Origin of the sequence: Thalassospira profundimaris (genome assembly GCF_003326755.1) — a bacterium.
Taxonomy (GTDB): domain Bacteria; phylum Pseudomonadota; class Alphaproteobacteria; order Rhodospirillales; family Thalassospiraceae; genus Thalassospira; species Thalassospira profundimaris_B.
Genome location: NZ_JPWH01000002.1, coordinates 56,487 through 81,870, shown reverse-complemented (window position 1 = coordinate 81,870; position 25,384 = coordinate 56,487). Strand labels below are relative to the sequence as shown.

Here is a 25,384-nt window from a genome sequence, read left to right as displayed (position 1 = left end):
GCAATCGCATTCTTTTTTTCCGCATTAATACTGGCTACAATGGGCGCACCTTACGAAATGGGCCATAATGATAAAAATAGACGCGATCCACCTTAAAATCCTGCGTGCCTTGCAAACCAATGCCAAGCTGACCAATCTGGCCCTGTCAAAGCTGGTGGGGTTAAGCCCCAGCCCCTGCCTGGACCGGGTCAAAAAGCTGGAACGCGAAAAGGTGATCCGACATTATCGCGCGGTGATAGATCTGGAAAAGCTGTGCCCGCATGTGCGCGTCTTTGCCGAAATTACCCTCGAAGGCAAAAAGGCGGATGACTACGAAAAATTTGCCAATGCCATCCACAACATCCCCGAGGTCGTCGCCGGATACCGTATTTCCGGCCCCTATGACTATATGCTCAGCCTCGTCTGCCGCGATGTGCAGCATTATCATGCCCTGTCAGAAGACATGATTTACGGCAATCTGGGCATCACCAAATTCATTGGTCACGTTGCCCTGGCCCAGACCAAAGCCTTCAGGGGTTTTCCAGTTTAATTGCCTGACACCACAATCACCCACCGCATTCAGGCCGTTTAATTGCACAAATAAAAACTGGAATTCGCCACAGAGACAACAAAATTACTGTGAATTCTCAAATGGCGCTTGCATCGGAACACATTCCGTATTACCCGGTTTACAGAAGTGAAATTAATTCAATAACACTTTAATAGTGTTATTTACCGTCAGGAAAGACAATGCAGCCTAATCTGACCCATCTCCGCCAGCTAGAGGCCGAGAGCATTCATATCATCCGCGAGGTGGCCGCGTCCTTTGAACGCCCGGTGATGCTTTATTCCATCGGCAAGGATTCATCGGTTCTGCTGCACCTGGCCCGCAAGGCGTTTTATCCGGCCCCGCCGCCCTTTCCCCTGATGCACGTTGATACGACCTGGAAATTCCGCGAAATGATCGAATTTCGCGACCGGGTGGCAAAGGAATATGGCTTCGAGCTGATTGTTCACATCAATCAAGAAGGCGTGAAACAGGGCGTCGGCCCGTTTACGCATGGCTCAAGCGTGCATACCGACATTATGAAAACCCAGTCCCTCAAACAGGCGCTCAACAAATACAAGTTTGATGCCGCCTTTGGTGGCGCACGCCGGGACGAGGAAAAGGCCCGTGCCAAGGAACGTGTTTTCTCTTTCCGGACCGAAACCCACCGCTGGGACCCGAAAAACCAGCGCCCGGAACTGTGGAATATCTACAATTCCCGCATCAACAAGGGCGAAAGCATCCGTGCCTTTCCGATCTCGAACTGGACGGAACTGGACATCTGGCAATATATCTATCTCGAACAAATCCCGATTGTACCGCTTTATTACGCGGCCAAACGCCCGGTTGTTGAGCGCGATGGCACCCTGATCATGGTCGATGATGACCGCATGCCGCTGCGTGAGGGCGAAGTGCCGGAAATGAAATCGGTCCGCTTCCGTACTCTTGGCTGTTATCCGCTAACAGGCGCTGTCGAGTCCGAGGCCGCAACCCTGCCCGAAATCATTCAGGAAATGCTGCTGACCCGGTCCAGCGAACGTCAGGGTCGTATGATTGACCATGACGAAGCCGGTTCAATGGAAAAGAAAAAGCAGGAAGGCTACTTCTAATGGCACACAAGTCTGATCTGATTGCCGATGATATTCTGGGCTATCTCAAGGCCCAGGAAGAAAAAAGCCTGCTGCGTTTCATCACCTGCGGCAGCGTGGATGATGGCAAAAGCACCCTGATTGGCCGCCTGTTATGGGATTCCAAACTGATCTTTGAAGACCAGCTTGCTGCCTTGGAAGTGGATTCCCGCAAGGTTGGCACCCAGAATGGCGAAATTGATTTCGCCCTGCTGCTTGATGGTTTGCAGGCCGAACGCGAACAGGGTATCACCATTGATGTGGCCTATCGCTTTTTCTCGACCGACAAGCGCAAATTCATCGTTGCCGATACCCCCGGCCACGAACAATATACCCGCAACATGGCCACCGGCGCCTCGACCGCCGATGTCGCCATCATCCTGATCGATGCACGCAAGGGCATCCTGACGCAAACCCGCCGCCACAGCTTTATTACCTCCCTGCTGGGTATTCGCAATGTGGTGTTGGCCGTCAACAAAATGGATCTGGTCAATTATGATCAGGCCACGTTTGATCAAATCGTTGCCGATTATCAGGAATTCGCCAAACAGCTGAATTACCATTCCATTCAGGCGATCCCGATTTCCGCCCTGCGCGGTGACAACATCATTGAATCCAGCCCTAATACCGCCTGGTATGAGGGCCCCACCCTGCTGGCACACCTTGAAACGGTTGAAGTAGAGCAGGAAGCGATTGAAAAGCCCTTCCGTCTGCCAGTTCAATGGGTCAACCGCCCCAATCTCGATTTCCGTGGTTTTTCCGGCACGGTATCGTCGGGCATGGTCAAGCCGGGTGACGCGATTGTGGTTTCCTCCTCGGGCCAGACCAGCAAGGTCAGGGAAATCGTCACCTATGATGGCAATCTGGACCAGGCGATTGCCGGACAGGCCATTACCCTCACACTGGAAGACGAAATTGACATTTCCCGGGGCGATGTTCTGGCTGCCGCCGATGCCCGCACCGACTATGCTGACCAGTTTGAAGCCAAAATCATCTGGATGCACGAAGACCAGATGCTGCCAGGTCGCCCCTATCTGATCAAGATGGGCGGGCAGATTTCGGGCGCTCAGATCAGCACGCTTAAATACAAGGTCAATGTCAATACGCTCGAACATATCGCCGGTAAAACGCTGGAACTGAACGAAGTTGGCATTGCCAATATCGCGGCAGACCGTGCACTTGCCTTTGACCCCTATGACGATAACCGCCATACGGGGCGCTTCATCATCATTGACCGCTATACCAACGCCACCGTTGGGGCGGGCATGGTCAACCATTCCCTGCGCCGTGCGACCAATATCAAATGGCAGGAAATGGACATCAACAAACAGGCCCGCGCCACCCAGAAGGGCCAGAAATCGGCTGTTCTGTGGTTTACCGGCCTGTCAGGTGCGGGCAAATCGACCATTGCCAACCTGGTTGAAAAGAAACTCAACGCCCTTGGCAAACATACCTACAGCCTGGATGGCGACAATGTCCGTCATGGCCTGAACAAGGATCTTGGCTTTACCGATGCCGACCGGGTGGAAAATATCCGCCGTGTGGGCGAAACGGCCAAGCTGTTTGTTGATGCCGGACTGATCACGCTGGTCTCCTTCATTTCACCCTTCAAAAGCGAACGACAAATGGCCCGCAGCCTGCTGGAGGACGGTGAATTCATCGAAGTCTTCATCAATACCCCGCTGGAAGTTTGTGAAGAACGCGATGTAAAGGGCCTGTATAAAAAGGCCCGCGAAGGCAAAATCGCCAACTTCACCGGGATCGACAGCCCCTATGAGGCCCCGGAAAACCCGGAAATCACGGTCAATACCTCGGACCAGTCCGCCGAGGACGCCGCTGAAATGGTTGTCAGCAAACTCGAGGAATTTGGCATCCTCGCAGCCTGGTTCCCCGAAATCTGACCAAGACGCAACCTGCTTGCAAAAACACCCGGCAATGAATTTTGCCGGGTGTTTTTTTGTATTATACGCTTGGCAACCACTCCTTCGTAACTTCCAGCCAGCATAAATTTGCGCGCTCAACGCGCACCTTATCGCACCGGACGCGCAAATATGATAAAGTGGCAGAGATTACAAAGGAGCCTGGCAATGACTGCCTCGAACAGAAAAATGGTCAAACGCCTTAACGCAACATTGCCTGACCCATTGGCAATTTATGTTGCGGAAATGACCGGCAAAGACGCCCTTTACGAAACACCCAGCGAATTTATCCGCGATCTGGTGCGCCGACACATGGAAAAAACGCAAGATCAGGAACGTGCCAACATTCATGCACAGCTGAAACGGTCTTTGCATGAAAATGATTATTCTGACTGGACGGATAACGACCTTGCTGACGCCCGCAAAATCGCAATTGAATAGTTTTTCATGCCCCGGATCGTCCGAAGTGCTGCATTCAAACGCCAGCTTATTGATTTGACGGCCGACTATCGCGCACGGGCGGGCTCGAACATCGCGCTTAAATTCGTCGATCAGGTCGATAGCGCCATTGCCTTCATCGCGACAAAGCCGCTGGCCTGCCCGATCTATACCCGGATTGAACACAAAGATTTCCGGAAATGGAGCCTGCAGGATTTTCCGACCTCAATCTTCTTCCGGTTTGAAAGTCAGGATACAATCATCCTCGAGGCTTTATACGCCCACCGAATGAACATTTCCGCTCGACTTTCGAAATCATAAGATAACCAGACGATTTAGCATTTCACGCTTAAGCCCGTTTCGACCGCTTCCCAACCTCAAGCGCCTGATCCAGCATCGGCTGGCACCGAGAAATATCAAAGCGCAAACCGGTTTTACGCGCATCGGCAAACAGGCCGCGCAACACATCGTCACTTGCCGGTTCCGCCAGTGCGCCAAATTCGTTTTGCAAAAAGGCATGATAAGGGTCCGGCAGCGGGTCGCCGTAATTTTTGCGATTAAACAGGTATGTTTCCGCCAGTTTGAAGTTCTGTTCCATGTTACGATAGAGGATGGTCTGGTAATTGGCCTGTAATTCCACCTCGCCATAGCGATTAACAAAAACGATGGGGAACATTACGGCCAGTTCGGGCAGATACCGGTTTGGATAAACCTTGCCGCCCCAATAGACCTCCGCCAGTTTGGCGTATTTGGCATAATCGCGAATGGCATAAAAACCGGATTTCACCCAGGGCAGAATTTCCACCTGCGGCTTGCTGGGATTGACCGTATCATTGGCAACATCGACATAAAGGCTGCCAAACTGAAAGGCATTCTGAAAATAGCTGTTGCGCAAATTACCCCACACCCGTTTGGCAATCCCCCCATTGAGGCAAAATTCACGCAGGGCCTGCATGGCCGGTGTGGTTGGCTGCTGGATCTGCTGTTGCAACAGGTTTTGCACCCCCTTGCTGATTTCCAGACAATAGCCCTTGGGATAGGTCCGGCGCGGGTTATTTGTTACCTCGGCAGAATGGCGATAGGCCGCGTCAAAGGCCGAACGCAATTGCCGCAAATCGGCATGAAGCGCATCCAGATGCGGCAATAGCCAGCTTTTGGTCAGTTTGGTCTGACGCAAGGTTATCTCGACGGGGGTTTCCTCGTTCGCCCGGTTTGTGATTTCCTCAAGTGTCAGAATATCCGGCATTTACAGACCTTTTGATGTTGCCGATCGCCCGTCATCACCATACACCGCCCGCGCCAAAGCTTCATGGAAAAATACGCCTTCAGGTGCACGCGGCCTTCTGTCAATGCTGACGCAAAAAATTCATCCATAATGAAAACCGCGAATTTCCGGGTGACACACGTCACAATACAGCCAATGTGGTTTGACCCGTCGCAAGGTTTTTATTGCATCACCACGGCGGAATCCCCATGTTCAGATAAACCTTTTGGACAGGGTCCAATATCGAAACGTCAGGATCGCGCACGAAACACTGTTACCCCGGCACCTTGTGCCTTCCGGTAAATGCTTAACCGGCATTTCAAGGCTAAAAAAGCCTTCAGGCGACACCGCCTTGTGGATGCGATCCCTAACCGGCCCGGACAACCGGCCCCGTATCTTCCTGAACGACAGAACTGGAACTTCATATAATGCCTTTGACGACCGTCCCCCCGGCACCCGAAGCAAACCGGCACCATGATGATATCATCTATCCGGCCCTGATCCCGTTTTCACTGGTGCATTTGGCCTGTTTTGCCGCGATCTGGACGGGCATTACCTGGCAGGCCGCCATTTTGGGTGTTGTACTTTATGTTGTACGCATGTTCGGGGTTACAGGCGGGTATCATCGCTATTTTTCCCATCGCGCCTTTGCCACCAGCCGTTTTTTCCAGTTCGTTCTGGCGTTTCTTGCGCAAAGCAGTGCACAAAAAAGTGTGATCTGGTGGGCCGCCAAGCACCGCCATCACCACAAATATTCCGATACCGAAAACGATGTGCATTCCCCACGCCATCGCGGCTTTCTTTACAGCCATGTCGGTTGGATCTTTGCCCGCCAGCATGACCAGGCCGACCTTTCCACCGTGGGCGATTTAACCCGCTATCGCGAACTGATGTGGCTGCATAAATTTGAAACTGCCCCAGCGATTATTCTGGCGGTGGCCTGTTTCCTGATTGCGGGCTGGTCGGGCCTTGTCGTGGGCTTTTTCTGGAGCACGGTGGCCTGTTATCACGGCACATTTGGCATTAATTCGCTGGCCCATGTCAGCGGGCGCAAACGCTATGTAACCGGCGATGATTCGCGCAATAACTGGCTGCTGGCAATTGTGACAATGGGCGAAGGCTGGCACAACAACCACCACGCCTATCAAAGCAGTGCGCGCCAGGGTTTTCGCTGGTGGGAATATGACCCGACCTATTACATCCTGTGTGTTCTGTCCTGGTTGGGGTTGGTCCGCGATTTGAAACAGCCGCCCAAGCAGGTTTTGCGCAATGAACAGCGCCTGGGCACCAAGGTGATCAACCGGGCTGCCGAGCAGCTTGCCGCCCGCTTTGACCCGGACCGCATTGCCAAGGCGATTAGCACCAATCTGCACGGCCCGGACCTGCAAAATCTTCACGACATACTGACAAATGCCCGCCATCGCACTGGCGATGCCCTTTCGGCGTTCCATTTGCCACACCTGCCCAGCCGTGATGAATTTATGGCAACCGCCCGGCAGATGTTTGCCAAGACCCGCTCGCTTGATGACATTATCGACCGCGCCTATGACTATTTTCTGGCCTCGGTTGGCAGCCGGTTAACACCCGCACCGGCGGCATCAGCAGGTTAAGACAAGGCTTCACCAACAAATACCCCCCGACGGCCCGGCCTGTCGGGGGGTTGTTTGCAGCACCATGCAGCTCACATTGTGTTCAAAAACCGTTCCATCCCATCCATCGCCTGATGGATACGGTCTTCCGATACCGCATAACAGGCCCGGATAAACCCCGCCCCCTCGGGGCCAAAGGCCTCGCCCGGGGCCAGGCCAATACCCTGTTCACCCAATAACTTCTTGGCAAAACCCAGCGTATCGGTAACGCCGTCTATATGGAAAAAGGCGTAAAAGGCCGCATCGGCGGCGGGTAACATCACGCGCGGCATGGCCGACAAACGATCCACCAGCACCTGGCGCGACCGGGCATAACACGCCCGTGCCGTGGCAACAAAGTCCTCGCCCTCGCGCAGGGCGACAATCCCGGCCTGCTGGATAAAGCCCGCCGGGCAGGACACGTTAAATTCCATCAGTTTTTCAAGTTCAATACAGGCTGCCCTGGACGCGGTAATCCATCCCAACCGCCAGCCGGTCATCGCCCACGCCTTGGAAAAACTGTTGATCACCATAATCCGGCGGTCTTCGCGCAGAAAGGGCACAAAGGACGGCGCATAATCCTGCCCGTTATAAACCAGACGGGCATAAACCTCGTCGGCAATAATCCAGATGCCGCGTTCTTCGGCAAAGGCCACAAGTTTTGCCTGATCCCCTTCCGACATCATCCACCCGGTCGGATTATTCGGCGTGTTAAGCAAAATCACCTTTGTTGACGGGCGACAGGCATCAAACAAAGCCTGAAGGTCAAGCTGCCAGCCTGCCTTTGCGTCGGCCTGCAACGGCACCGTTGTGACCGAAGCGCCCAAAACCCGCGGAATGGCAACAAGATTGGGCCAGATCGGTGCGGTTGTGACCAAATGGTCCCCCGCGCCCAACACCGCCTGTAATGCCACCATGATCGCATTGAGGCCCGAAACCGTCACAATCACATTATCAGGCAACAGTGCGGTGCCATACAAACCGTTCATATAGTCGCTCAAAGCCGTACGGAGCGGGGCAATACCGGCATTGGGCTGATAAAACGTATCACCCGCTGCCAGGGCATCCATCGCAGCGCGGCAAATAAATTCCGGCGTTGGCTGGTCAGGTTCGCCAAACCACAGCGGCACCACATCATCCCGTCCCATGCCCAAATGGGCCACCTCGCGAATTTGCGAGGGTGCAATATCGCGCACAACAGAACGGATACCCTCAGAGACAAAAGAATTGCTGCTGGCAAAGCCGGTTTCGCGCATGACATTGATCCCGCTTTTGAAATGGATGCTCAACCCGGAAGCGTGGAATTAATTGCCGCAGACGTCAACCATTGCGCTAACACGGCCCAAATAATGTCGCAAAATTATAAAACCGGCCCCATCGTTTTTGTGGCACCCATTCGTTTTGCACATAGCGCGCCTGTGTATGCCATGATTGACATTTTATTTTCGGTAAATGAATAATCAATCACACTGTTTTTAGTGGATAAATAACCCCATACAATTGGATCATGCCTTCATGAATAACATCCCTGCGCGCCAAACCTCTGGCTGGACCCTGTTTTTGCCCAAACTGGTCACTGTCTTTCGCGAGGGTTATTCACTGGCAAATCTGCGCCAGGATGCCATTTCGGGCATGACGGTGGCGGTTGTTGCCCTGCCGCTGTCAATGGCGCTTGCCATCGCCAGCGGGGCCACACCGGACAAGGGGCTGGTCACAGCCATCATCGCCGGTTTTTTCATATCCGCCCTGGGCGGCAGCCGCTTTCAAATTGGCGGGCCAACCGGTGCCTTTGTCGTGGTGGTGTTTAATGTCATCGCCCAATATGGCTATGACGGATTAATTCTGGCAACGCTGATGGCGGGCATCATGCTGATCATTGCCGGGCTGGCGCGCTTTGGCACCTGGATCAAATATATCCCCGAACCTGTGGTAACGGGTTTTACCTCCGGCATTGCCGTGATCATTTTCACCAGCCAGATCAAGGATCTGTTCGGCCTTAAAATGGCGGAAATGCCTGCCGAGTTTATCGCCAAGATCGAGGCCCTGTGGCAGGCCCGTGCAACCCTGGACCCGGTCAATCTTGTAATTGCGCTGGGCGCGCTGGCCGTGATCATCATCGCCCGGCGTACCGCACCCAAATTGCCCAGTTTCCTGATTGCGGTGGCCCTGGCATCGCTGGTTGTTGCCATTGGCAATTTGCCCATTGATACGATCGGTTCGCGTTTTGGCGGCATTTCGGCGGACATCGGCCTGCCCGCCCTGCCCGATGTTTCAATGGCGCGCATCATGCAACTGATGCCCAGCGCCTTCACCATCGCCTTTCTCGCCGGGATCGAAAGCCTGCTATCGGCCATGGTGGCCGATGGCATGACGGGGCGGCGCCATCGTTCCAACTGCGAACTGGTGGCGCAAGGTGTTGCCAATCTGGCATCCGGGCTGTTTGGCGGTCTTCCGGCCACCGGGGCGATTGCCCGGACGGCCACCAACATTCGCTCTGGCGCAAAATCACCGGTATCGGGCATGCTGCATGCGGTTTTCCTGCTGATTTTCATGCTGTTGCTGGCGCCCCTGGCCAATTACATTCCGCTGGCCGCCCTTGCCGCCGTGCTGATGGTTGTCGCCTGGAATATGAGCGAGATGGACCGCTTTGCCCGCCTTTTGCGCGGCCCGCTGGGCGACCGGCTGGTGCTGATCGTGACCTTTGGGCTGACCGTGATGGTTGATTTGACAGTTGCCATTCAGGCCGGTGTCGTGCTGGCCGCCATTCTGTTCATGCACCGCATGTCGGAAAGTGTGACCATTGCCCAAACACCTGCTGGCAATGGCAATGGCAATAGCAACGGAACCAGCGGCGGAAAACCGAGCCCCAAAAACCGCCCGTCCGGCTCCGCCCCGTTAATCCGCCAGGACCAGCCCGATGGCCTGCCCGATAACCCGATCATCCGTGATGGCATCCCGGATAATCTTGAAATCTATCGCCTGTCGGGACCGTTGTTTTTTGGCGTCGCCAACCGCCTGACCGATGTGATCGACAGTGTGGCCGGTTATCCGCGCGATTTTATCCTGTGCATGGATGACGTGCCGATGATTGATGCCAGCGGTGCCTCGCGGATCGAGCATTTCATCACAACCTGCCAGCGGCATGGCACACGACTGTTTCTGGTCGGCCTGCAATCTCAACCGCAAAAGGTGCTGACGGGCATGGGTATCCTTGATCGCAACGCCCTGCATGTTGAAACCGACATTACCACTGCCCTGCAAAAAATCACGCCGACCGCCTGAACGCAAAAACCCGCGCGCACAGGAACCTGCCGTTCCCCTGAAACGGCCCAATCGACGGATATAAAAAAAACGCACTGGCGGCATTTTGGAAACCATTTGCCGCCAGAAGCGTTAAACGTCAATAATACTTACCTGCCTGGGTCACAAGAACCAGGCCTTTGTCCCGTTTGACATCGTTGATCGGGGGAAGGGGCCAGATGGCAGGGCATCAAATTCCGTTCGCAAACGGTCATTCAGGGGGTATATCCATGTCCGACAGAGACGTCGTGATTTCCGCACGCGCGGTCAGCAAACGGTTCGGGAGCGGCCCAAATGCTGTCCTGGCGCTTGATGACGTATCGGTTGATATTTACCAAAACGAATTTTTCACCATGCTGGGCCCGTCTGGCTGCGGCAAAACCACGCTATTGCGCCTGATTGGCGGGTTCGAGCAGGCAAGCAGCGGTGAAATTGCCCTTGAAGGCAAAGCCCTGAATAATCTGCCCCCGTTCAAACGGCCCATCAATACGGTGTTTCAGTCCTATGCCCTGTTTCCGCATTTAACCGTGCGCGAAAACGTGACATTCGGCCTTGAGATGCAAAACATGCCCAAGCGCGATGCCAACTGCCGCGCCGATGAAATGCTGGAACTGGTACGCCTTGCCGAATTTGGCGACCGCCAGCCCAGCCAGCTTTCGGGCGGGCAACAGCAGCGTATTGCGCTCGCCCGGGCACTTGCACCCGCCCCCAAGGTTTTGTTGCTTGATGAACCGCTTTCGGCCCTTGATCTCAAGCTCCGCAAGGAAATGCAGATCGAACTCAAACGCCTGCAAACCGAAACCGGCATTACCTTTATCTTCGTCACCCACGATCAGGAAGAAGCCCTGGCAATGTCGGACCGCATCGCGGTGATGAAATCGGGCAAAATCCTGCAAATCGGCACCCCGCGCGACATTTACGAAACACCCACCCACCGCTTTGTTGCCGATTTCATTGGCGACAGCAATTTCCTGCAAGGCGACATTCACCAAAATGGCAACGATGCCAACAATACCATCCTTGCCCTGCCCGGCGGGCAAACCATCAGCCTGGCCGGGGTGGCCGAAAACCCGTCACGATCCGCTCAACAAACCAGCGCAACCATTGCCATCCGCCCCGAACGCATCATTCTCGCACCACAGGGCAGCAGCGAAACCGCGTTGCGTGGCACAATTGACGATGTGGTTTATTTTGGCACCGATACCACCTATCACATTCGCCTGGATGACCAGACACGCCTGTTAACCCGCGTGCAAAACCGCGACGGGGCCACCATGCCCTTTGCCCGGGGGGATGATGTGGATGTCACCCTTCCGGCCGCCGCCATCCGTGTTTTGGTGGATTAAGCCAATGGAATTTTTTACCCGACACAAACGTTTTTGGCTGATCGCCCCGGCAGTGGTCTATATCGGCTTTTTCATGGGCCTGCCGCTTTTGCAAATGGCCTATGTTTCCATTCTCGAACGCGGCACAAATGGCGGGGTAAATTGGGGCAGTCTATCCTTTGATGCCTATATCTCGTTCATCTTTGACCGCGATCTGATGGACAATCTGATCATCAATACCGACTATCTGCAAATCTTCCTGCGATCTTTCGAGCTATCGGCCCTGACCACCGTTCTGGCGCTGATCCTGGGGTTCCCGACCGCCTTTTACATTGCCATGCAGCCGCAAAGCCGGCGCAACATGTTCATCTTTCTGGTTACAATCCCGTTCTGGACCAACATTCTGGTGCGCAACTATGCCTGGATGCTGCTGTTGCGCAATGGCGGGCTGATTGACAATTTGCTCAATACCATTGGCTTGGACACCGGCGGGCTGGACCTGCTTTATACCCCCTATGCCGTTTCCATCGGTTTGACCTACACCTACCTGCCTTTCATGGTGCTGCCGATTTATGCCAGCCTGGAAAAACTCGATCACCGATTGATCGAGGCGGCCTTTGACCTGGGGGCCAATAAACGCAAGGCCATGACCCGCATCATCCTGCCGCTGGCAACACCGGGCATTATTGCGGGGTCCATTCTGGTTTTCATTCCCTGCCTGGGTGCCTATGTAACGCCAGAGCTTCTGGGGGGTGGCAAATTCATGATGATCGCCAATCTGATCGGCAGCCAGTTTGGCGCCGCCCGCAACTGGCCCTTTGGCGCGGCATTGGGCTTTGTCCTGCTGGCCCTGGTGCTGATCGCGATGATGGTCTATTCGCTTAAATTCAAGAAACTGCCGGAGAACGCATCATGAAAATTGATCGCACCAACCCGATCTGGCGGTTTCACGGCATTACGCCAATGGCGATTTTCTTTTTCGCCTATCTGTATTTGCCCATCATTGTGCTGCTGGTTCTTTCGTTTAACGAAAACCGCCTTGCCACCATCTGGACCGGTTTTTCCACCCAATGGTACAGCGTGGTGCTGGATAATTCCGACATGCTGCGCGCAGCACAAAACTCGCTGGTGATCGGCCTGTCAGCCACCGTCATTGCCACCATTGCCGCAACCCTGGCTGCAATGGGCATGGCCCGCGGGCGGTTTCGCGGCGAAAGCGGCGTTGCCGCCATGCTGACCTTGCCCCTGCTGGTGCCCGAAATCGTCACCGCGATTGCCACCTTGCTGTTTTTCATCGTCATTGGTGTCAAACTGGGGTTAATCAGCATCATCGCCGCCCATACCGTATTTTGCATTCCCTTTGCCTATCTGCCCATCCGTGCCCGGCTGGACGGCATGGACCCTGCCTTAATCGAGGCGGCAAACGACCTTTATGCCAATGAATGGCAGGCTTTCAAGCGTGTGACGTTTCCACTGTTATGGCCAGGCATTCTATCGGGTGCGATGCTGTCCTTCATTATTTCGCTGGATGATTTCGTCATTTCCTATTTCGTTGGCGGTGCCGGGTCCACCACCCTGCCGATCTATATTTTTGGCATGATCCGCATTGGCATCACACCCGAGGTCAATGCCATTTCCGCGCTGATGCTGATCATATCCATCATTTTTGTCAGCATCTCGTTTTTGATCGACCGTATCCGTTACTGAGACGTTATCGGGTCATATCATCCGAATTGAGGGGCATGTGGTTGGGGGACGGGCCACATGCCAAACCATAAATCAGACCGTCCAATCAGGGAGCTTTAAGATGAAACTGCGTTCTATTCTTCTTGGCGCATCCGCCTTTGCCCTTTTAAGCCTGGGTGCCGGGGCCGCCAAAGCCGATGGCGAGCTGTTTTTCTATAACTGGTCAAACTATTTCCCGCCGGAACTGTTTGACAAATTTGAAAAGGAAACCGGCATCAAGGTGACGCTGGATGTCTATGATTCCAACGAAACCATGCTGGCAAAACTGCAGGCCGGGGCATCGGGTTACGATATTGTTGTCGCATCCGATTATATGGTCGATGTCATGATCAAGGAAAAGCTGGCAACCGAATTTGATGCCAAGAGCCTTGAGAATTTCAAAAATGTCGCCAAACCGCACGACACCATGAAATACGACCCGGATCGCAAATATTCGGTCACATATTTGTGGGGCACAACCGGCTTTACCTATGATTCCGATGTCGCCAAGGAAAAGCTGGACGATAGCTGGAAAGAATTTTTTGAACCGCGCCCCGAATTCCAGGGCAAAATTGGCGCGCTGAATGACGAAGTCGAAATGTATGCCGCGGCCGCCTATTATGCCGGGGTGGATAAATGCACCGAAGACCCCAAAGAAGCACAAAAGATCCTCGATATTCTGCAAAAGCAGAAACCCTATGTCGCGGTTTACAGTTCCGAAGGCACAATTGACCGCATGGCGGCCAAGGAAGTTGCCATGCACATGCAATGGAACGGCGCATCGCACCGCACCAAGGAAAGCCTGCCCAGTGCCGTTTTTGTCTATCCCAGGGAAGGGCTGAGCTTTTGGTCCGATCACTTCATCATTCCCAAAGGTTCCCCGCACTTTGAAAATGCCAAAACCTTTATCAACTGGATGATGCAGCCCGAAAATGCCGCTGCCGCCTCCAACTATGCCGGTTACATGAATGCGATCAAAGGGTCGGATGCCTATCTTGATGAATCCCTCAAGACCGACCCGGCCGTTAACATGCCGGAAAAATATGCGGATCGGCTGGTGCCGGGCAAAAACTGTTCGGAAAAGGCGCGCGACTTGCGCAACCGCGTCTGGACCAAGCTGAAAAGCTGATCCATCCTGTTAACATAACGGACATAACACTGAATTCACCGGCAGCCGGTATCTGATACTGAAGTCAGACTTCCGGCTGCCTGTTTCCCCCACCTGTAATTTGGGGACGTCACCATGACCAAAGACCTGACAGAAACCGTCAATATCGCCTTGTGGGCCACCAATCTGGGGGTTGCCGTTTCCGGCATTTCTGACTGGATCGCCCATATTGACCAACAAATGAAACAGGCCCGTGCTGACGGGGCCGATATTTTTGTCATGCCCGAATATGCCAGCGAACAATGGCTGGCTTTCAAGCCCCACGGCCTGCAACCGAACGAGGAAATCGCCTGGATGGCCGAACAGGCCCCCGCCATTATTGACGGCGCAACCAACCTTGCCATTCGCCACGACATGATGCTGGTGGCTGGCTCCATGCCCTGGCATATCGGTGATGATCCAAGGCGTGGCCAAACCAACCGCGCCCTGGCCTTCCTGCCCGATGGCAAAATGATTGCCCAGGACAAACTCAGCCTCACACCCGGCGAACAGGAACCCGATAACTGGAACCTGACACCGGGCAAGAAACTGTCTGTCATTGAATGGCGCGGATTGCGCATCGCCATTCTGATTTGCCTGGATATCGAAATGCCGGCCCTGTCCTGCCTGCTGGCAAAGCAAAATCTGGACCTTGTGCTGGTGCCCTCCATGACCAGCAAGGCATCGGGCTATCATCGCGTGTTTGGCTGTGCCAAGGCCCGTGCGGTGGAATTGATGTGCACCATTGCCGCCTGTGGCACCACGGGGACGGCCATCAACACAACCCAAAACCCCACCAATTACAGCGGCTGTGCGGTTTACATCCCGTGCGAGCCCGATTTGGGCCATAATGGCATTTTCGCCATGACCACGCCCGATGGCGGCGATGGGGGCGACGGCCCCGTCCTGCTGGCCCGTGATGTGCCAGTGGGTAAAATCCGCCAGTTGCGTGCGGGCGATGCCGAAGTCTGGCCCGGCAACTGGTCCGCAAGCGGAATAGAGGTCGCACAGGCCTGAATTTAATGGGGTCAGTTACGCCGTGGGGTGTGCACACACGCCCCGCCCCGTAATTGGCCCCATGTAATTTATTAAACTGGCCCTTCGCATGGGGCCGATTTCACCTCACCTTGGCCGAATTGCGTATCATCAAGGATCAAGACCATGACCACCACGCCCCGATACAACCAGTTCGACCAGCCCATTGGCCGCCCTGTTGAAAACTGGAAACCCGCCACCCTGCCACCTTATACAGCCATGACGGGCACCCACTGCCGGGTTGAACCGATTGACCCCGCCAGGCATACCAATGACCTGTTTGAAGGCAACCGGGTGGCCGCGACGGGTGAACGCTTCACCTATCTTCCCTACGACGCATTCGAGGATGTTGAAACCTATCAAACCTGGCTTGATAACATGCGCGGACCGGACCCGATGCTGCACGCCATTATCGACCTTGCCACGGACAAGGCCGTCGGCATTGCGGCATTTCTGCGCCCGGACACCACACATGGCACGATTGAAGTGGGCCATATCAACTATACTCCGGCCCTGTCGCACACCATCGCCGGGACCGAGGCGATGTATCTGATGATGAAACGCGCCTTCGACGAGCTGGGCTATCGCCGCTACGAATGGAAATGCGACGATCAGAATGCCCCGTCGCGCACGGCCGCAACGCGCTATGGCTTTGTCTATGAAGGCACCTTCCGCCAGCATATGGTTTACAAGGGCCGCAACCGTGATTCAGCATGGTTTTCCATTCTCGATCAGGAATGGCCGCTGGTTCGCGCCGCATTTGAAACCTGGCTGAACCCCGAAAATTTCGATGCCAATGGCAAGCAGGTCAAAAGCCTGCAAACCCTGCGCACGGAACTTGCTGAACATCAGGGCTGAGACAAATCCGCACTTTGCAGCAGCACAAAACGTCGCAAAAAGTCCCCAAACGTCGCCCCATCGGGCGGCGTTTTTTAGGGGTGGGGTGCCCGTGACATTCTGGTGATTATGAAATTGGGGCAAGTCAGGTTATAACAAAACAACGCCTTAACCCCGGAGCCCCGAATGTTTGATTCCCGCCTGCGCCCATTGATCGACCCACCCTTAAACGCGGTGGCACGGCGGCTGTCGGGCAGCGGCATTACACCAAACATGGTGACGGCCCTGGGGTTTCTTCTGGGCCTGATGGCGGCCTTTGCCCTAGCGATCAACCTTTATGATGTCGCGGCGGGCCTGATCATCCTGAGCCGCCTGGCCGATGGCATGGACGGGGCCATTGCCCGCCATGCCACCCCGCGCAGCCGCCACCCCAACGCCAAAACACAGGAAAGCGACATTGGCGGCTATTACGATATTGTCGCCGATTTCCTGTTTTATTCGGGCATGGTGCTGGCCTTTGCCATTGGCCGTCCGCAGGATGCGTTAATGGCGGCGTTCCTGATTTTCTGTTTTGTCGGGACCGGCAGCAGCTTTCTCGCCTATGCCATTATCGCCGCCAAACGCGGGGATAATCACGAAAAACAGGGCAAAAAAAGCTTCTATTACTTAACCGGCATTACCGAAGGCAGCGAAACCATTGCCATACTCCTGGCTTTTTGTGTTTTCCCGCACTATTTCCAGCCCATCGCCGCCATTTTCGGCACACTCTGCCTCGTTACCACCTTTGGCCGGGTGCTGCAGGCCCGCCGCGATTTTGGCTGACGGTGGCAAAGGCTGCCGCCGTCCCCGTCAAAACCGGAACAGCGGCAACATATCGATCAATGATCGGATTCTTCCACAAAATGCTCCGCAAGGCCGGTATCATATTCCAGGCCTTCGGCTGTCAGAACGATGGATGTCGGGTACCCTTCGCGCGCCAGCCCCTTGCGGGCCAGTGCCACCCAGACTGACGGGTTGTTAAACCCGCTGGCATCACGGGCCGACACCACAAAGGCGCCAACATGCACATGGTCGCCATGCCCGTGCGGCAGGCGATGGATGGTGGCATCACCGGTTTCGGGGTCAATGCTACCGGAATTCGGGTCTTTGGCCAAAATCTGGGCCAGCGCCAGGGTGCGGGTTTGCAGGGCATTAAGTTTCTTGGGGTTGGCTTTTTGTACCGCCATTGCTGTGTCCTTGGCAAAAGAGTTGATTTTATCGCCTGACTTAGCCGCAAACGCAGCCCCGCATCAAGCCCGATTTTACGATGGGAAACAGGCCACCAACTGTTTGCGCAATTTACGGTCACGCTTTAAATGCCATTCGCGGCTCATGGCCTGTCCGAAGGTGCGAAAACGTTCCATATAAACCACTTCCCAGTGGCGTCCACGGGTGGATTTGGCCCCCTTGCCGCTGTTATGGGCGGCAAGGCGGGCCTCAACATCGGTGGACCATCCAACATAGGTGCGCGGGCTGGCACTGCCGGTTTCCCGCAACACATACACAAAGGTCCAGTTTGCCATTCCGGCCCTCAGCCCATTGTGGAGTTGAACGCGCCACCATCAAGCAGCAGGTTCTGACCAATCATGAAGCTGGCATATTCGCTGCACATAAATGCACAGGTTGCCCCGAAATTGATCGGATCGCCAAATTTACCAGTCGGCAGCGACGCCTGGGCACGATTGCGGGCTTCATCCATCGAAATGTTTTCCGCCTTGGCCCGGTTGCCCATCAGGGCATTGATGCGGTCCGTATCATGCTGGCCGGGCAACAGATTGTTGATGACAACGCCATCCTTTGCCACCTGGCGCGCCGTCCCGGCAATAAAACCGGTCAGCCCGGCACGTGCCGCGTTGGACAGGCCCAATTGCGGGATCGGCGATTTGACCGAGCCAGAGGTGATATTGACAATCCGGCCCCATTTACGCGCAATCATGCCCGGCAGAACCGCCGTGGTCAGCAAAATCGGGGTTAGCATATTGGACTGAATCGCCGCCTGCCATTCATCCTGCCCCCAGTCTGACCAAACACCCGGGGGCGGACCACCGGCATTATTGACCAGAATATCCGGCTCCGGGCAGGCCGCCAGAACCGCATTGCGACCTTCCTCGGTCGTAATATCGGCGGCGACAATCTGCACATTTACGCCAAATGTATCGCGAATATAGCCAGCGGTTTCTTCCAGCGGGCCTTCGCTGCGGGCATTTAGCGTCAAATCAACACCAGCTTCGGCCAGTTTAATGGCGCAGCCCCGTCCAAGCCCCTTGGACGACGCACATACAATGGCCTTGCGGCCCTTAATTCCCAGATCCAATGGATCCTCCCATGAATGGTCGGTTTATCAATGGCGCCAAGATAGCCTGCCCGCCGATCTGGCGTCAAAGATCAATGACAACCGCGATAAACCGCATCATAGGTATACACATAATCCATCGCCCGGCGGCCCACTTCATCGGCACTCATGCCTGGTTTATAAATGCCCGATCCCAGGCCAAACCCGTTACAGCCTGCCTTGGCAAAACTTTCAAAATCAATCGGCTCCACCCCGCCCACGGCAAAAACCGGCAGTGTTTTGGGCAAAACAGCACGCATCGCACCAATGCCTTGCGCGCCAACCTGGCTGGCGGGGAAAATTTTCAGGCCACACGCCCCCGCCTTGATCGCGGCAAAGCATTCCGTCGGCGTCATCACACCGGGCCAGGACCCCATGCCATGTTCGCGGGTGCGCTTGATGACATCCGTATCGCAGTTTGGTGATACAACAAATTCCGCATCGATCTCTTTTAAACGGTCTACATCTTCGACCGTCAATACGGTTCCGGCGCCAATTTTGGCCTTGTCCCCAACCGCCTTTTTCATCGCGGGAATCGCTTCAAACGGATCAGGGGAATTTAGCGGAATTTCAATCAGGGTAATACCCGCCTCCACCAGTGCCCTAGCAATATCGCCTGCCTCGGAAGAATGCACGCCGCGCAAAATAGCAATCAGATTACGATGTGACATCACATGATCCTTTCCGGTCTCAACGTTTCCTTGCGGGCCGATTTATGATTTGGTTAAAGCGGCATGGGCCCGGCGCAACCCACCCAGGGTCGCAGATTCCGCATCAATAATTTCAGCATCAAAATCATGAACGTGCAAGGCCTGCCGGTAAAGGGAGGCAAGTTTACCTGCACCAATCAATGCAATGCTTTCGTCCCTTCCCAATCGGGCCATGATATCGGCAATTTCACTGCCAATCACATAGCCCGACAAAATGGCCGCCCCCGCCCCGGCCTGTTGGCCGTCAGGCGACACCAGACCACCGGCACGAATGCCAAACAGGCAATGCAATAACTCTTTTGGTTTTACCGAGATATGCCGAATGGCGTTTTCAAAGGCTGCCGCATCATCCGCGCCCTGCATCGAATGGCGCAGAATGGATTGCTGCGATAACAGGGCAAAAACCTCGCCACTCATATAAGTACGAAAACCGGAAATGGTGCCATTGGCAATGCGCGCCCATTTACTATGCGTCCCTGGCAAACAGACCCACCCGGCAAAATCCGGATGATCAGCCATAAAACCGACCAGCTGGGTTTCCTCGCCGCGCATCACATCGGGGTCATCGACCTGGCACAAACCGGGCAGAATATGCACATCCAGCCCCGCCTGCTTCAAAACAGGCTTTACCGCCCCCGCCGCCAGCGTTTCGGGGCGGGCCGGAACCGTGGCATAAGGGGCCTCGCACCAGCCCTGTTTTGCCCCGGCCATGCCACATACAATGACGGAAATGGAATTATCGTCCGACAACGTATCGGGCAGCCAGCCCGCAACCAGGTCACGCAGCACCGTTTCAAAGCCGCCATCATTGATTTTGTTCAGGCCAAGGTCAGATTCGGCACGCGCCAAAATACCGTCATCGGCATCCATCGCCCACAGACGAAGATTGGATGTTCCCCAGTCAACCGCGACCCAGCCAAGGCGCGAAGCAATATCCGTTTGCGACAAAGCCACCTGTACCTGCCCTAAATATTTGATGGTGCTGTTTATTTCCTCATACGATTAAACCTGATTGTTCTGCTTGTACATCCCGGATTTCAAATCCGTCACCGCCAACAGGCAAAACTACAGACTTTTGACCAACGCAATCAGGTCATCTTCAACCTCGATGCCCTCGTTGGCAGCCTTGTCGCGCAGCGCCTGCCCGCGCCGCCCCGGCAGGCGTACGGCCGAGTCCAGGGCAATTTCCTCCGCCAGATCATAAATGCGTTCTAACGGATTAAATCCTGGCGCCGTATTTTTGGGGTCTATGGCAATAATGGTTTGTCCCAATGCCGGTGGTGCGCCCTTGTCATCAAAAAGCGACGTTGCCTCGTGCGAAAAATGCGCCGCACTTAACCCCGCTGCCAGAATTTCCACCATCAGCGCCAACGCCGCCCCCTTGGCATCGCCGGTCGGGATCATGGTGCCCTCCATTGCCGCACTGGCATCGGTCGTCGGGTTGCCATCGCGATCCAGCGCCCAGCCTTCGGGAATATTCACCCCTTTCTGGCGGGCCGCCATGATTTTACCGCGCGCCACCTTGGACAGCGCCATATCCACCACAATCGGGCCCTTGCCCTGCACCGGGGCGGCAAAGGCCAGCGGGTTTGTGCCATATATCGGCCGCACACCGCCCCACGGTGCCATCGCAGCAGGGGCATTTGCCACCATGATGGCAAGCAGGCCCTGTTGGGCGAAACGTTCCACCGTCAGGCCCATCACCCCGGCATGATGCGACCGGCGAATGGTTGCCATTGCAATGCCTTGCGCACGCGCCATACCGGGCAATTCGGCAACGGCAAGATCAATCGCCGGATACGCATAGCCATGTGCCGCATCAATGGCGAGAATCCCCGGTGCCGGGCGGCTAAAACTTGGTGTGACCTGCCCGTCCACCTTCCCGCTGCGGGCCTGGGTGGCATAGGCCTCGACCCGGCGAAAACCATGCCCGCCCTGCCCCGATGCTTCGGCCGCGACCAGTGCGGTGGCAACGGAGGCGGCATTTTCAGCCGACACGTTATTACGAACAAGGGCGTCAATAATCAATTGACGGGAATCGGACAAAGACAAAAGCATCGGCAATACCTGATATATAAAACAACGTGCCTTCCGCACCCCGGCAGTTTAAACCGGTATTTACTTGGGATGCTTGTGTTTTTTTGGGGTGCGCAGCGCATACCATGCCCCGACGGCAACCATAAGCGCCAATGAAAACCAGGTAATCGCATAAACCAGATGGCTGTTGTGAAACCGGATCTGGGTTAATCCGCCAATCGGCAAACCACCCGGGTTTTTCTGCGCATCCGCATCAATGAAATAAGGCGCAACCTGGTTGGCATCCAGGCCATCATGTTCGGCCATCGCCTTGACATCGCGCGAATACCAGCGGTTTTCCGCCGGCACATTATCCCGCAAAAAGGTGCCGCCCGGTTCATCCATGCGCAATAATCCATTCACGGTAACAACACCTTCGACTTGCCCCTGAGCACGGATTGACGGGTCTTTGTGGTCGGTGGGCACAAAGCCCCGATTGATCATGATAATCGCCCCTGAATCCGCCCGCACCAGCGGCGTCATCACCCAGTACCCGGCCCCGTAATCGGTCGAGGTATAAACCAGCGTTTCCTCGTTATTCAGAAACGTGCCTGTTACCGAGACATGCCGATATTCGTCATCCTTGCGATTAACGCCGGACCATTCGGCCTGATGCGGGGCCGGTTTTACCGGGGCACTAACACGGGTTGTCACCCGTTCAATCAGGTCAAGTTTCCAGGCACGCCGTTCGATCTGCCAAATCCCCAGGGCCACAAAGCCGCAAAACAGGAGGATGGCAATGATCGCAAGAATAATCCGTGTCACCATCGAGCGCGGGTGGCCGGAGGTATGTGCATCGGAAGAAACGGGCTGTGTCATCAAACTTGCTTTCACGAAAAGGGCGAAACGCCATTACAGACAGAAAAAAGGCGCGCCAGGTTTCCCCGCCGCGCCTTTCAATCATCATATCCGGCCCATTACGGCATGGATTTCATCATGCTTTCGGACATTTGCGGCATCATGTTGGTATTGAGGTGATACATGACCCACAAAGCACCACTAATCGCAATGGCAACAATCACGATGGTAAAAATCAGCGCCAGCATGTTCCAGCCGCCTTCCGATTTGGTGTTCATATGCAGGAAATAGATCATGTGAACCACAATCTGAATCACGGCAAGGCCCATCACGGCAATGGCGGTTGCGGTGTTGCTTGAAAGCACATCCGCCATCACCAGCCAGAACGGAATGGCTGTCAGGATGACCGACAGGATAAAACCGGTCATGTATCCTTTGAAGGAACCGTGGGCGGCACCATCATGGCCATGATCATGCCCGTGGGAATGGTCATTCGCGTGCGAGGTCATCCCAGAACTCCCATCAGATAAACAAAGGAAAACACACCAATCCAGATCACGTCCAGGAAGTGCCAGAACAGGCTAAGGCACATCAGGCGACGCTTGTTGGCTTCACCCAGGCCATATTTGCCAACCTGGACCATCAGCGTGATCAGCCAGATGATACCACAGGTCACGTGCAGACCGTGGGTTCCGACCAGTGTGAAGAACGAGGTCAAAAAGCCACTGCGCTGCGGACCGGCCCCTTCGGCAATCAGATGGGCAAACTCGTAAAGCTCAAGACCAACGAAGGCAACACCGAACAAACCGGTAACTGCCAGCCAGCCCAGGGTGCCCCGAAGATTGTTCTTGTCCATCGCCAACATGGCAAAGCCATAGGTGATCGACGAAAACAGCAGCATCGAGGTATTGACCGCGACCAGCGGCAGATCAAACAGATCCTGCGGGCCGGGGCCACCTGCATAATTGCGGCCAAGAACACCATGCGTTGCAAACAGGACCGCAAAGATGAGGCAGTCGCTCATCAGATAGATCCAGAATCCAAGCATGGTGCTGCTTGGTGCGTGCGGTTCTTCCTTTGCCAGGAAAACCGGGGTCTCCGTATTATTCACGGCAGATTGCGTAGCCATTATCGAGTTCTCACGCCTTTTTTGCCAGAAGCCGGGTTCGTGCGTCTTCGGTCTTCACAACCTGCTCTTTCGGAATATGGAAATCGCGGTCATAGTTGAACGAATGCCCGATAGCGACAGCAACCATCGCAACAAAAGCGACAATGGCAAGCCACCAGATATACCAGATCATCGCAAAGCCAAAGACAATTGCCAGACCTGCCAGGATCGCACCGGCACCGGTACTTTTGGGCATGTGAATGGGCTTGAAGCCTTCGGTCGGACGGGTAAAGCCGCGCTGCTTCATATCCCACCACGCATCGTGGTCATAGACAACCGGGGTAAACGCAAAGTTATATTCCGGCGGCGGCGAGGATGTGGACCATTCCAGCGTGCGTGCATCCCACGGATCACCGGTCACATCGCGCAGTTTTTCGCGGTTCTTGATGCTGACAAAAAGCTGCATCAGGAACGAGCCGATACCAACCGCAATCAGAACCGCACCAAAAGCGGCAATGATGAACCAGATATGAAGCGAAGGATCGTCAAAATGGTTCAGGCGGCGGGTAACGCCCATCAGGCCCAGCACATAAAGCGGCATGAAGGCGAAATAGAAGCCGATGAACCAGAACCAGAAGGACATTTTGCCCCAGAACGGATCAAGTTTGAAGCCAAACGCTTTGGGGAACCAGAAATTGATCCCGGCAAACACGCCAAACACAACGCCACCGATAATCACGTTATGGAAATGCGCAATCAGGAACAGGCTGTTATGCAAAACGAAGTCTGCAGGCGGCACGGCCAGAAGCACACCGGTCATCCCGCCGATCACGAAGGTCAGCATGAAACCGACCGTCCAGAGCATCGGCACGTCAAAACGGATGCGGCCCTTATACATGGTAAACAGCCAGTTGAACATTTTCGCACCCGTCGGGATGGAAATGATCATGGTGGTGATACCAAAGAACGCATTCACGCTGGCACCCGAGCCCATCGTAAAGAAGTGGTGCAGCCAGACCAGATAGGACAGGATGGTGATCACGACGGTTGCATAAACCATCGAGCTGTAACCAAACAGCCGCTTGCGACAGAAGGTCGAGACCACTTCGGAGAAAATGCCAAAGCAGGGCAGGATCAGGATGTAAACCTCGGGATGACCCCAGATCCAGATCAGGTTCACATACATCATCACGTTGCCGCCCATATCATTGGTAAAGAAATGGGTGCCGACATAACGATCAAGTGTCAGAAGTGCCAGAACGGCGGTCAAAACCGGGAACGAAGCCACGATCAGGATGTTGGTGCAAAGCGCGGTCCAGGAAAAGACCGGCATTTTCATCATCGACATGCCCGGGGCGCGCATTTTCACAATCGTTGCAATCAGGTTGACCCCTGATAACAGCGTACCAAGGCCCGCGATCTGCAAACCCCAGATATAATAGTCAACACCAACGCCGGGACTGTGAATAATGTCGGACACCGGCGGATATGCCAGCCAGCCGGTACGGGCAAATTCGCCGATAAACAGCGAAATCATGATTACAACGGCACCGGCGGTCGTCATCCAGAAGCTGAAATTGTTCAGAAACGGGAATGAAACGTCGCGTGCACCAATCTGTAACGGCACCACAAAGTTCATCAGACCGGTGACGAACGGCATGGCGACAAAAAAGATCATGATCACGCCATGCGCGGTAAAGATCTGGTCATAGTGATGGGGCGGCAGAAAACCCTCGTTTCCGCCAAAGGCCATCGCCTGCTGGGCACGCATCATCAGCGCATCGGCAAAACCGCGCAGCAGCATGATAACACCCAGGATCATATACATGATGCCGATCTTTTTATGATCGACAGACGTGACCCATTCGCGCCACAGATACCCCCATTTGCCAAAATAGGTGATACCACCGAGAACGACGAGACCACCGAATGCAACACCAATAAAGGTCACAATCAGGATAGGCTCGTGATACGGAATTGAATCAAGGGAAAGCCGACCAAAGATCAACTTTAACAGATCCGTGTTTGAAGACATCGGTTTACTCTTCTT

At 54.8% G+C, this 25,384-nt stretch carries 26 protein-coding genes; 14 read left to right on the top strand and 12 right to left on the bottom strand.

What is annotated here, in order from left to right; genetic code table 11:
• The first annotated feature begins 67 nt into the window (after positions 1 to 67).
• The 5 genes from TH25_RS03430 (at position 68) to TH25_RS03410 (ending at position 4,331) form a co-directional block, all read left to right on the top strand.
• The gene (locus TH25_RS03430) at positions 68 to 529 is read left to right on the top strand and encodes an Lrp/AsnC family transcriptional regulator (RefSeq protein ID WP_114087040.1); all 462 of its coding nucleotides are present in this window, start codon (positions 68 to 70) and stop codon (positions 527 to 529) included.
• Positions 530 to 741: 212 nt separating this feature from the next.
• The gene (gene cysD / locus TH25_RS03425; RefSeq protein ID WP_258549033.1) at positions 742 to 1,635 is read left to right on the top strand and encodes a sulfate adenylyltransferase subunit CysD; all 894 of its coding nucleotides are present in this window, start codon (positions 742 to 744) and stop codon (positions 1,633 to 1,635) included.
• Positions 1,635 to 3,554: a sulfate adenylyltransferase subunit CysN gene (gene cysN, locus TH25_RS03420; protein ID WP_114087038.1), complete on the top strand. Its 1,920-nt coding sequence runs from the start codon at positions 1,635 to 1,637 to the stop codon at positions 3,552 to 3,554. Before cysD ends, cysN begins: the two co-directional genes overlap by 1 nt.
• A gap of 186 nt (positions 3,555 to 3,740) precedes the next feature.
• Complete coding sequence (locus TH25_RS03415; protein WP_114087037.1) at positions 3,741 to 4,013, top strand: ribbon-helix-helix domain-containing protein; 273 nt, start codon at positions 3,741 to 3,743, stop codon at positions 4,011 to 4,013.
• A 6-nt stretch (positions 4,014 to 4,019) separates the two neighbouring features.
• Entirely contained in the window at positions 4,020 to 4,331 is a 312-nt protein-coding gene (locus TH25_RS03410; protein WP_114087036.1) for a type II toxin-antitoxin system RelE/ParE family toxin, read from the top strand.
• Positions 4,332 to 4,359: 28 nt separating this feature from the next.
• Here the strand turns inward: TH25_RS03410 and TH25_RS03405 are convergent, their stop codons facing one another.
• The gene (locus TH25_RS03405; protein ID WP_114087035.1) at positions 4,360 to 5,256 is read right to left on the bottom strand and encodes a hypothetical protein; all 897 of its coding nucleotides are present in this window, start codon (positions 5,254 to 5,256) and stop codon (positions 4,360 to 4,362) included.
• A gap of 446 nt (positions 5,257 to 5,702) precedes the next feature.
• Here TH25_RS03405 and TH25_RS03400 point away from each other — a divergent pair, with 446 nt between their 5' ends.
• On the top strand, positions 5,703 to 6,884 hold the full coding sequence (locus TH25_RS03400) for an acyl-CoA desaturase (protein WP_114087034.1): 1,182 nt from the start codon (positions 5,703 to 5,705) through the stop codon (positions 6,882 to 6,884).
• A 71-nt stretch (positions 6,885 to 6,955) separates the two neighbouring features.
• On the opposite strand, the gene TH25_RS03395 is transcribed toward TH25_RS03400, so the two are convergent.
• Positions 6,956 to 8,158 (bottom strand): pyridoxal phosphate-dependent aminotransferase, encoded by a 1,203-nt coding sequence (locus TH25_RS03395; RefSeq protein WP_114087033.1) that lies wholly within the window; start codon positions 8,156 to 8,158, stop codon positions 6,956 to 6,958.
• A gap of 259 nt (positions 8,159 to 8,417) precedes the next feature.
• On the opposite strand from TH25_RS03395, the gene TH25_RS03390 reads away from it, so the two are divergent.
• The 8 genes from TH25_RS03390 (at position 8,418) to TH25_RS03355 (ending at position 17,093) form a co-directional block, all read left to right on the top strand.
• Positions 8,418 to 10,184, top strand: a complete 1,767-nt coding sequence (locus tag TH25_RS03390; RefSeq protein ID WP_114087032.1) for a SulP family inorganic anion transporter — start codon at positions 8,418 to 8,420, stop codon at positions 10,182 to 10,184.
• A gap of 248 nt (positions 10,185 to 10,432) precedes the next feature.
• Positions 10,433 to 11,548, top strand: a complete 1,116-nt coding sequence (locus TH25_RS03385) for an ABC transporter ATP-binding protein (protein WP_114087031.1) — start codon at positions 10,433 to 10,435, stop codon at positions 11,546 to 11,548.
• Positions 11,549 to 11,552: 4 nt separating this feature from the next.
• Complete coding sequence (locus TH25_RS03380; RefSeq protein ID WP_114087030.1) at positions 11,553 to 12,443, top strand: ABC transporter permease; 891 nt, start codon at positions 11,553 to 11,555, stop codon at positions 12,441 to 12,443.
• Positions 12,440 to 13,234 (top strand): ABC transporter permease, encoded by a 795-nt coding sequence (locus TH25_RS03375; protein ID WP_114087029.1) that lies wholly within the window; start codon positions 12,440 to 12,442, stop codon positions 13,232 to 13,234. The genes TH25_RS03380 and TH25_RS03375 overlap by 4 nt, the downstream gene beginning before the upstream one ends.
• A gap of 100 nt (positions 13,235 to 13,334) precedes the next feature.
• The gene (locus TH25_RS03370; protein ID WP_114087028.1) at positions 13,335 to 14,381 is read left to right on the top strand and encodes an extracellular solute-binding protein; all 1,047 of its coding nucleotides are present in this window, start codon (positions 13,335 to 13,337) and stop codon (positions 14,379 to 14,381) included.
• A gap of 114 nt (positions 14,382 to 14,495) precedes the next feature.
• Complete coding sequence (locus tag TH25_RS03365) at positions 14,496 to 15,416, top strand: nitrilase-related carbon-nitrogen hydrolase (RefSeq protein ID WP_114087027.1); 921 nt, start codon at positions 14,496 to 14,498, stop codon at positions 15,414 to 15,416.
• Positions 15,417 to 15,560: 144 nt separating this feature from the next.
• A complete protein-coding gene (locus TH25_RS03360; RefSeq protein ID WP_114087026.1) occupies positions 15,561 to 16,292 on the top strand; it encodes a GNAT family N-acetyltransferase in 732 nt (243 codons plus the stop codon).
• 165 nt (positions 16,293 to 16,457) lie between these two features.
• Positions 16,458 to 17,093: a CDP-alcohol phosphatidyltransferase family protein gene (locus TH25_RS03355; RefSeq protein ID WP_114087025.1), complete on the top strand. Its 636-nt coding sequence runs from the start codon at positions 16,458 to 16,460 to the stop codon at positions 17,091 to 17,093.
• A 56-nt stretch (positions 17,094 to 17,149) separates the two neighbouring features.
• Here the strand turns inward: TH25_RS03355 and TH25_RS03350 are convergent, their stop codons facing one another.
• The 10 genes from TH25_RS03350 to cyoB all read right to left on the bottom strand — a co-directional run bounded on the left by TH25_RS03350 (position 17,150) and on the right by cyoB (position 25,369).
• Positions 17,150 to 17,497, bottom strand: coding sequence for a hypothetical protein (locus TH25_RS03350; protein WP_114087024.1), 348 nt, complete (start codon positions 17,495 to 17,497; stop codon positions 17,150 to 17,152).
• Positions 17,498 to 17,572: 75 nt separating this feature from the next.
• Positions 17,573 to 17,833 (bottom strand): GIY-YIG nuclease family protein, encoded by a 261-nt coding sequence (locus TH25_RS03345; protein WP_114087023.1) that lies wholly within the window; start codon positions 17,831 to 17,833, stop codon positions 17,573 to 17,575.
• An 8-nt stretch (positions 17,834 to 17,841) separates the two neighbouring features.
• Positions 17,842 to 18,624 carry an SDR family oxidoreductase gene (locus tag TH25_RS03340; protein ID WP_114087022.1) on the bottom strand — a complete coding sequence of 261 codons (783 nt, stop codon included), beginning with the start codon at positions 18,622 to 18,624 and terminating at the stop codon, positions 17,842 to 17,844.
• A gap of 71 nt (positions 18,625 to 18,695) precedes the next feature.
• The gene (locus TH25_RS03335; RefSeq protein WP_114087021.1) at positions 18,696 to 19,313 is read right to left on the bottom strand and encodes a 2-dehydro-3-deoxy-6-phosphogalactonate aldolase; all 618 of its coding nucleotides are present in this window, start codon (positions 19,311 to 19,313) and stop codon (positions 18,696 to 18,698) included.
• Between the two features lie 42 nt (positions 19,314 to 19,355).
• On the bottom strand, positions 19,356 to 20,306 hold the full coding sequence (locus TH25_RS03330; protein WP_258549016.1) for a 2-dehydro-3-deoxygalactonokinase: 951 nt from the start codon (positions 20,304 to 20,306) through the stop codon (positions 19,356 to 19,358).
• A gap of 111 nt (positions 20,307 to 20,417) precedes the next feature.
• The gene (locus TH25_RS03325; RefSeq protein ID WP_114087020.1) at positions 20,418 to 21,410 is read right to left on the bottom strand and encodes an Ldh family oxidoreductase; all 993 of its coding nucleotides are present in this window, start codon (positions 21,408 to 21,410) and stop codon (positions 20,418 to 20,420) included.
• Between the two features lie 60 nt (positions 21,411 to 21,470).
• Positions 21,471 to 22,247 carry an SURF1 family protein gene (locus tag TH25_RS03320; RefSeq protein ID WP_258549015.1) on the bottom strand — a complete coding sequence of 259 codons (777 nt, stop codon included), beginning with the start codon at positions 22,245 to 22,247 and terminating at the stop codon, positions 21,471 to 21,473.
• A 98-nt stretch (positions 22,248 to 22,345) separates the two neighbouring features.
• Positions 22,346 to 22,735, bottom strand: a complete 390-nt coding sequence (locus tag TH25_RS03315; RefSeq protein WP_114087019.1) for a cytochrome o ubiquinol oxidase subunit IV — start codon at positions 22,733 to 22,735, stop codon at positions 22,346 to 22,348.
• A complete protein-coding gene (cyoC, locus tag TH25_RS03310) occupies positions 22,732 to 23,355 on the bottom strand; it encodes a cytochrome o ubiquinol oxidase subunit III (protein WP_114087018.1) in 624 nt (207 codons plus the stop codon). The genes TH25_RS03315 and cyoC overlap by 4 nt, the downstream gene beginning before the upstream one ends.
• A gap of 10 nt (positions 23,356 to 23,365) precedes the next feature.
• Entirely contained in the window at positions 23,366 to 25,369 is a 2,004-nt protein-coding gene (gene cyoB, locus TH25_RS03305) for a cytochrome o ubiquinol oxidase subunit I (protein ID WP_114087017.1), read from the bottom strand.
• Positions 25,370 to 25,384: the final 15 nt, after the last annotated feature.